This is a genomic window from Streptococcus sp. oral taxon 431 (assembly GCF_023110115.1).
Taxonomy (GTDB): domain Bacteria; phylum Bacillota; class Bacilli; order Lactobacillales; family Streptococcaceae; genus Streptococcus.
Window position 1 is genome coordinate 446,020 of sequence record NZ_JALDVP010000002.1, and the last position, 6,010, is coordinate 452,029.

Sequence of the window (6,010 nt, forward strand, 5' to 3'; positions counted from 1 at the left end):
AAAATGAGTGATAATTTAAAAGCATATATATTTCTTTTAGGATTTCTAATATTAGCTAGCATAGGAATTTTTATTCTTCCTCAAGGGCATTTCTTCTCAGTTGCTGCCCTTCTTCTTGGATGTATTCCATTATTTATTTCTATCTATTATTTCGCGAAAATCAAGCTCATAGGAGTTTACGAATTTCTAAAAGACATCATGGATAAAATAAAAGGTATCTAATATGTTTAAATTACGAACAGTAGCAGATTTAACCAAAACTTACATTATTACTAGTAGTAAATTAAAAGTAGCACACTTTTCAATAATAGCACTCACTATCTGCACTACATTTGCTATTATTGCCAATATACGAGCTCCTGTTTTTCTTCAAATCCTATTATTCTTGCTTGGTGGCTTTCTTATATATAAAATTAATTTTAAATTAAAATCTTTTCGCTACAATCTAGATTTTTATTTAATACTTAGGGAAAGCTTATTATACGTTCTACACACAAACCGACTATATACCACCTCTAAGGATAGCTCTGGCTATGAAAAAATCGTCAGAAGTGCAGTATTAGAATACGAGCTAGATAGACAAAAAGGTCATGTTCTTATCAAAGCTCTTATAACGGGTGATGAATTTAGTAAAAAAGTTCAATCACTTGATGATGTACTTTCTGGCGTGCTTGAACTAGAGCTTGAGGAAAAGATTATTAGACCTAGTTTTACAGAATATCATTTCTATTACATAAAGCCCGAAAGACTAGTTCTACAATCTCACAACCAGCGACAAGAGATAGATAGCCTTGATATAGATTTAGGATATGGTGTAAATTATAACCCTGTCAAATGCCCGCATATTTTAGTATCAGGGGGAACTGGAAGTGGGAAATCAGTGCTTATATCTGTTTTGATTTTAGAATTTCTAAAACGTCAATCAACAGTTTATATAGCTGACCCTAAAAACTCTGACCTAGGTAGCTTGTCTCATTACTTTGGAAATAAATACGTAGCAACCACCCCAAATAATATAGCTCGTATTGTGAGAGTCGTAGTTGAGGAAATGCAGGAACGATATCAAGTCATGCGTGATAACTTCCAATACGGTTCCAATTTTACTCAGCATGGATATAAGCCTGTATGCCTTATATTTGATGAAATGGGAGCATTTCAAGCTACAGGTTCAGATAAAAAATCAAGAGAGATTATCACGGAAGTGATGGACGGTATCAAGCAAATCATTCTACTTGGGCGACAAGCTGGGGTATTTATCCTAATTTCAGCTCAACAAATGAGAGCCGAAACTCTAAATACTGACCTACGTGATAATTTAGGACTACGCATATCCCTGGGAGCTAACTCAACCGAGGGTTATCGAATGGTCTTTGGCTCTGCAACTCCTGATAAATTAAAACCAATTGAGGTAAAAGGGGCTGGCTATCTTTACATGCAAGGCTCAGGAAAAGAAACGGCTCAATATTGGGAGAGTCCTTATCTTGATGTTAAGCAATTTGATTTTATCAAGGAGCTACAATTATATCTAACAGAAACAAACTAATTCCAACGGATATTTTTGCTTAAATTCAATAGATTTTCAGCAAAAATATCTGTTCCTCATCGCTTAAGCGATGATAAAAAGAAACGAGGTATTATATGAAAATTAACGATTTTCTTAAACCAGAATTATTAGGAAATAAATTCGTGGCAGTAAAAGGATATACAGAAGTTTTGGACAGAGAAGCAAATAAACCTGTAGCACTACGTCTTAATGTTTCAATCCAAGATGATGATTCTCCTTTTTTTATGGAAATGATAACCGTTAAAGTAAGCACTTTAACTCCTACTGCTTCTGTTCAAGAAATGCTAAACAACAAGACTTGTCCTGTTACTCTTAAAGATTTAAATGTAGGGCAATTTAATGGAAATTTGTGGTTCGCTTGTTCTGATGTAATTCTAATTACTAAATAATGTGTTATAATTTTTTTAAAAAATTAAGGAGCTTACTATGCAAATTTTAACTTACCAAGATTGTTTAAATGAGATAGGCGTTATCTCATTTGAAGAAGCAAGAATGATTTATGATTCTTTAATTAATTCTTCCAACATTCATGACCCTGAATTCCAAGTATATTGGAAAGAATTAGTTGAGTATAGTGCACAATATGCCGAAATGAGGGGAAAATGGCTAACACTTACTATTGAAGAACAAAATTCTCTTGACCCCTCTAGGAGTATTATTCATGATAGAATAATTCATAATCTGCAAGCTATTAGAGGTTTAGCACAGATTGAAGGTAAAGATGTATCCTGGTTTGACAAATTTTACGATGATAGAAAACGTATGGGTGATTTTGCTAATTATATAAATTACATTTATGCTGTAAGTTCACGTTTATAATAGAAAGAACCTTATATGTCAATTTATTATTCCATATCTGATATTCATGGACACTACAATGAGTTTATTAAATCTCTTAATAAAATAGACTTATCAGATAAACAAAGTCGACTTATCTTACTTGGGGACTATATTGATAATGGTTCTCAATCTTTTCAAGTCATTTCTAAAATAATTGAACTTGAAAAAATTTATCCAAAACAAATTATTACGCTATTTGGAAATCATGAAGAATGGTTTTATGATTGGTTGATTTTAGATAAGCCTACTGCTTCTGCATTCCCAGAGACAATAAGGAGCTTCTTCTCCCCAGAGGAATTGGACTATATTTTAAAATCAAATCCTGAAAATTTTGAAACAGGTGTTAAAAATGAAATTAAAACAAATATCAAATTTTCTACTTTTATAAAATGGTTTCAAACACACTATAAAAAAAAAGAGGTATTACGAGACAGACTCACAAATATTTGTCCACGCTGGCATTGATGAAGAAGCTGGCAAGCTTTGGAAAGAGCTAACGAGTTCAGAAATGTTTACAAATAAATTTCCTCTTAACACTGGTGGATTTTTAAAAGATATTGTTTCTGGTCATGTTGCTTCTTGGGAAGTAGCTAAAGATAAAACTTACCAAGGAAAGATTTACTATGATAGTAAAAATCATTACTTTATTGATGGAGATGTAAAGAATAGCAAAACAATACCTGTTATCTGCTATGATACAATTACTAAGAAATATTACTTTCTGTAACTTTTAATCATGTGTTCCTAGGCAAAACTGCCGACTGGAGGTCGGCAAGCTGGAAGCGTGTTTAGCAGAGCAGTGCTTAGGTCACATGATAAAAGTTAGGAGGAGCTTTGCTCCTCCTAATAGTTTATTTATTATATAGACAATCTTTTGGCGAAAGCCAACCAAAAAGGAACTATTTTTTATGACATCATATAATAAAAAAATAGTCCGCACTTCTTCCTATATTGAAATTTGGGAATATGACAAGCCAATCTTTTCAAAAGGAAAACCTATTTCAGATACAGATACTAAAAGCAAAGAAAAATCACAACGTAGAACATTTGATGAACTTACACCTGAAGAACAAGAACAACGTCTTGAGCGTATGAAAAAAACTCGCTTAGAAGCAAAGTGGAACTTACTCCGATTAGTCGATTGTAATTATGATGACAATACTTCATTTCTAACCCTGACTACTAAAGAAAATATCATTGATAGAAACCACTTTAAAGACTTACTAAAAACTTTTATAAAACGCTTTAACTACCATATCTTTAATACCAAGAAAAGTAAATTAAAATATTTAACAGTATTAGAAAAGCAAAAACGTGGAGCATGGCATGCTCATATTCTGCTTTTCAGCGTCCCTTATGTACCACACCGTCAACTCTTGGAACTTTGGGGACATGGAGCAGTACGGATAAATAAAGTTGATGTAGACAGTAAAGAAAATCGCGGTCGATATGTCACAAAGTATTTTGAAAAAGGGATTGGACAAGAATTGTTGGAAAACTTCGGAAAGCAAGCCTATTTTTCTTCACGCAACTTAAAAAAGCCTGATGAAGATAAATTTTATACTTATGAAGATTTTAACTATGATAGTTCAATCGTACTATATGAAACGGAATACACTAGTAAGGTCTATAAAGACGGTCAGTATTTCGATAATCATGTAAAGTATAAGAAAATCAAACTAGAAGAATAAAGGAGTAAGTCACATGATATCAACCATAAATAAGAATGACCTAGTTGCTCTTGGGTTTTCTGAGGGTACTTCTAAACGTATTATCAGGCAAGGAAAGGAACTACTAATTGCAAGAGGATTTGGAGTATATCAAAATAAACGAATTGGTACTATACCTGCTACTATTGCTACCGAATTACTCGGTTTTGATGTTTCTTTAGGTGCACATCATGACAGTTAAAAAAGCCAAAAACGGGACATGGACTATTGATATTTCTGACGGTTTTCACCCAGTTACACAAAAGCGGATACGAATCATTCGCAAAGGTTTCAAAACCAAGAAAGAGGCTTTAGATATAGAACAACATATCCGAGTTGTCGAACTAAGAGAAAAACGATTTGATTTTTTGGTAACAACCGATATGCTCTTCAATATACTTGAAGAGGAAGACCTACAAAACAACAGGAAAATCAGCTATATTAGTACACAGAAAAATAACTATGAACGTCATATAAAGCCTTACTTTAAAGATACAAACTTAAACAAATTGTCTTATGAACACATTTTTGAGTTTCGAGAACATCTCAAAACAAAGTCTAAAAAACAAAATAGTAATTCTACATTAAGTCCCAATACAGTCAATAAAATAATGATACTTCTCAAAAAAATTTTTGATACTGGGGTAAGAAAATCTTTGATAGATAAAAATCCTGTTGATAATCTAAGAAAATTGCCAATTAGTAAGCCAACTATAAATTTCTGGAGTGTAGAAGAATTTAATGAGTTTAGAAAACTCATTACAAAAGATGAAATAAGTTATGACTTATTCTTTACTATTGCGTTTTTTACTGGTATGCGAATGGGAGAGATACTAGCATTAAACTGGTATGATATAAACTTAATAACAAGTACGATACACGTCACAAAAACAGCTTACTTTGTCAATAATGAAAATCACATCAATAGTACAAAAACAAGAGCTGGAACTAGGTTTATTACAATAAATAATAAACTAACAGTAATGCTAACAGATTGGAAAGAGAAACAAGAAGATTTGCTTAAAGAATTTACAACAGATACTGATAGTCTTCAAATTATTCAAAGTACGCCTATAAAAATAACTAAAAATATGGTTGATAAAAAATTTAAGCAAGTACTGTCTAGGAATAAGAATCTCAAAAAAATACGTATACACGATTTAAGGCATTCACATGCTTCCTTATTAATCAATCAAGGGGAAGATTACCTAGTAGTAAAAGAACGTCTAGGGCATGCCTCAATAACGACTACAATAGATACATATTCACATTTATACCCAAGTAAACAGAAAAGTTTAGCAAATAAATTAGACGATATTTTTTAAAATGGAAATATTTGGTAACTTTAAGAAGTTAGTAGATATAAACAGAAAAAAAGACAAGGCTTAGAAACCTTGTCTTTATTACTATACCGGCGGCCGGGGTCGAACCGGCACGTCCTTGCGGACACTGGATTTTGAGTCCAGCGCGTCTGCCAATTCCGCCACGCCGGCAAATAGTAACTGGGGTAGCTGGATTCGAACCAACGCATGAGGGAGTCAAAGTCCCTTGCCTTACCGCTTGGCTATACCCCAATAATATAAAATAGGCGAGTGAGGGGAATCGAACCCCCGAATGTCAGAGCCACAATCTGATGTGTTAACCACTTCACCACACCCGCCATAACGTTTAACACGGGCAGTAGGAATTGAACCCACACTGAAGGTTTTGGAGACCTTAGTTCTACCTTTAAACTATGCCCGTATAAGATGGAAGGGGAGGGATTCGAACCCCCGAACCCGAAGGAGCGGATTTACAGTCCGCCGCGTTTAGCCTCTTCGCTACCCTTCCGTGTAATATAAGAAATGGCGCGAGACGGAATCGAACCGCCGACACATGGAGCTTCAATCCATTGCTC

7 protein-coding genes, 5 tRNA genes and 1 pseudogene are annotated in these 6,010 nt (G+C 33.7%); 8 read left to right on the forward strand and 5 right to left on the reverse strand.

Annotated elements, in window-relative coordinates:
* Positions 1–3: 3 nt before the first annotated feature.
* From M1F91_RS05045 to M1F91_RS05080, 8 genes and pseudogenes are all read left to right on the forward strand, one after another.
* Positions 4–222, forward strand: a complete 219-nt coding sequence (locus M1F91_RS05045) for a hypothetical protein (protein WP_247912880.1) — start codon at positions 4–6, stop codon at positions 220–222.
* A gap of 1 nt (position 223) precedes the next feature.
* Complete coding sequence (locus M1F91_RS05050; RefSeq protein WP_247912881.1) at positions 224–1,543, forward strand: FtsK/SpoIIIE domain-containing protein; 1,320 nt, start codon at positions 224–226, stop codon at positions 1,541–1,543.
* Positions 1,544–1,638: 95 nt separating this feature from the next.
* Entirely contained in the window at positions 1,639–1,953 is a 315-nt protein-coding gene (locus M1F91_RS05055) for a hypothetical protein (protein WP_247912882.1), read from the forward strand.
* A gap of 37 nt (positions 1,954–1,990) precedes the next feature.
* Complete coding sequence (locus tag M1F91_RS05060) at positions 1,991–2,383, forward strand: hypothetical protein (RefSeq protein WP_247912883.1); 393 nt, start codon at positions 1,991–1,993, stop codon at positions 2,381–2,383.
* Positions 2,384–2,398: 15 nt separating this feature from the next.
* Positions 2,399–3,131: pseudogene (locus M1F91_RS05065) on the forward strand (metallophosphoesterase).
* Between the two features lie 181 nt (positions 3,132–3,312).
* Positions 3,313–4,095, forward strand: coding sequence for a Rep protein (locus tag M1F91_RS05070; RefSeq protein ID WP_247912884.1), 783 nt, complete (start codon positions 3,313–3,315; stop codon positions 4,093–4,095).
* Between the two features lie 13 nt (positions 4,096–4,108).
* Positions 4,109–4,315 (forward strand): DUF3173 domain-containing protein, encoded by a 207-nt coding sequence (locus M1F91_RS05075; protein ID WP_247912885.1) that lies wholly within the window; start codon positions 4,109–4,111, stop codon positions 4,313–4,315.
* Positions 4,305–5,438, forward strand: coding sequence for a tyrosine-type recombinase/integrase (locus M1F91_RS05080; protein ID WP_247912886.1), 1,134 nt, complete (start codon positions 4,305–4,307; stop codon positions 5,436–5,438). The genes M1F91_RS05075 and M1F91_RS05080 overlap by 11 nt, the downstream gene beginning before the upstream one ends.
* A gap of 84 nt (positions 5,439–5,522) precedes the next feature.
* On the opposite strand, the gene M1F91_RS05085 is transcribed toward M1F91_RS05080, so the two are convergent.
* From M1F91_RS05085 to M1F91_RS05105, 5 genes are all read right to left on the reverse strand, one after another.
* A tRNA-Leu gene (locus tag M1F91_RS05085) sits at positions 5,523–5,606 on the reverse strand.
* Positions 5,607–5,615: 9 nt separating this feature from the next.
* Positions 5,616–5,687, reverse strand: a tRNA-Gln gene (locus M1F91_RS05090).
* A 13-nt stretch (positions 5,688–5,700) separates the two neighbouring features.
* Positions 5,701–5,773, reverse strand: a tRNA-His gene (locus M1F91_RS05095).
* A 12-nt stretch (positions 5,774–5,785) separates the two neighbouring features.
* Positions 5,786–5,856, reverse strand: a tRNA-Trp gene (locus M1F91_RS05100).
* A gap of 6 nt (positions 5,857–5,862) precedes the next feature.
* Positions 5,863–5,943 (reverse strand) — tRNA-Tyr (locus M1F91_RS05105).
* Positions 5,944–6,010 lie beyond the last annotated feature (67 nt).